Genomic DNA, 1,601 nt, shown 5'->3' with positions numbered 1-1,601 from the left:
GGCCAAGCTTTTCTGGTCGGAACCCCCTAAGCCGAGTTTTCAAGGTGCTGCGCCGTCCACTTGGTTTTCGAGACTGGCCTTTTAATTCTAACGTAAAGCCAACCTAGAACGGCGGGGTTTCAGACCCAAAATTTCCGATGAGAAAGTTATCCGCAATCAATAAAGTATCGAATCGGGGCAAGAAAAATTCAACTAAGAGGAGTTTAACTGATGACAGCCGCAACTGAAAAAGATTTAAAAAGATTAGAGGATTTAATCATCGGTATTGCCAACGGACAAAAGGCGATCGAAAACCGACTAACCACCTTGGAAAACCGACTAACCAACCTGGAAAACGGACAGAAGAATTTAGAGTTAGGGCAGTCGGAAATTAAAGGCGATATCCGAACCCTAGACGCGAAGATAGAGGGTTTAAGCAATCGAGTTAAAGTTATAGAGAACGCGGCGGGGAAAACCACCGATCTCGCCGAAAAAGTCGGGGAACTGAAAAACTGGAAACAGATCGGAGTAGTGGTGATCACCGCTTCGCTCAGTTCGATCCTCAGTGGTGTTACGGGTGGGGTAATCGGTTGGCTAATCCGAGCGGCGAAAGTTAATCCCTAATGGCGTTGCCGAATCAAGAATATGAATGCTGATTTTGCACCCGTCCACCAGAACGTAGGTTGGGTTGAAGCATGAAACCCAACGCCCGCATAGTTTACGCTACCGCTAACCCATCCTACACATAATTCTGCCTCCCTACTTATGAATGCTAGTTTTGCACCCGTCCACCAGTCAACCTAGTTCTAGGTTTTAAAAATTGCCCAAGAAGACAGGCAATAATTATCGCCAAAATACTCTAGGGAGTAACCTAAATAACCAACCCTAAAAAGACTCTCTGCTAAACTTGAGTCAGTAGATGCACCCTGATGAAAAAGGAGAGTCAAAGAAAGCTCTCCTTTTTTTTTTGAGAAAGCAATCCGGGGGGGATTTAGCCGCGGTTAGCAGGTAGCTTCGCTTTGCGCGCCATGTCTTTGAAACCATTCAAACTTGGACCAGGGCGACGGCGAGACAGACTAGGAGTAATCAAGTATTTTGTCGCAAATTCCACTTCTTGTGGCTCTACTTTACCGTTAGTGGGGGCTACGGGGGCCGGTGCGCTCACAGGAGCGGCGGGAGTTTCTTTTGCTTGCTTTTCTTTCTTAACAGAAGTTTTTTTCGCTTTTTTCTCGGCTACGGGGGCGGCAGCAGACTCCACAGCAGGGGCAGGCGCTTCCACAACAGGCGCGGCTGCTGCCGTGGTTGCTGTCGCTTTTTGTTCACCATCGGTTTCTTTTAGTTCTAGGTAAAAGTCAGATTTTTTGCCACCAAAGAGATTTTTTAACATCGGGGATCACTCCGAGAGTTGGGAAAATGTAAAAGACTAGGTATTTTAAAATTTATCATTGACCGGGATCAGGCAGCAAACAAGATTATTCTCTTGCAGCAATTCCAAATTCAGAATGTAGCAAGGAATACAGAATACAAAACGCTTTTGCCCTGTAGCTCCCCATCCAAAATCAAGAAGAATTAACGCGAGTAACAGGGATGGCCTCATCGAGCATAAAGTCTAAAAGGTGGTG

At 46.1% G+C, this 1,601-nt stretch carries 2 protein-coding genes; one reads left to right on the top strand and one right to left on the bottom strand.

Going from position 1 to position 1,601, the window contains the following annotated elements; genetic code table 11:
- Window positions 1-210 precede the first annotated feature (210 nt).
- Entirely contained in the window at window positions 211-603 is a 393-nt protein-coding gene (locus O9332_RS17045) for a hypothetical protein (RefSeq protein WP_002758947.1), read from the top strand.
- 367 nt (window positions 604-970) lie between these two features.
- Here O9332_RS17045 and O9332_RS17040 read toward each other — a convergent pair whose 3' ends face one another.
- Window positions 971-1,366 (bottom strand): hypothetical protein, encoded by a 396-nt coding sequence (locus tag O9332_RS17040; RefSeq protein ID WP_002758946.1) that lies wholly within the window; start codon window positions 1,364-1,366, stop codon window positions 971-973.
- Window positions 1,367-1,601 lie beyond the last annotated feature (235 nt).

The sequence above is a fragment of the Microcystis sp. LE19-10.1B genome (genome assembly GCF_027530565.1).
In the GTDB taxonomy this organism is placed as follows: domain Bacteria; phylum Cyanobacteriota; class Cyanobacteriia; order Cyanobacteriales; family Microcystaceae; genus Microcystis; species Microcystis aeruginosa.
This window is presented reverse-complemented; position numbering and strand designations above follow the sequence as displayed.

What these genes read in the sequence shown, in the direction of transcription:
- O9332_RS17040 (WP_002758946.1), bottom strand. Translation starts at nt 1,366, where the DNA reads ATGTTAAAAAATCTCTTTGGTGGCAAAAAATCTGACTTTTACCTAGAA.
- O9332_RS17045 (WP_002758947.1), top strand. Translation starts at nt 211, where the DNA reads ATGACAGCCGCAACTGAAAAAGATTTAAAAAGATTAGAGGATTTAATC.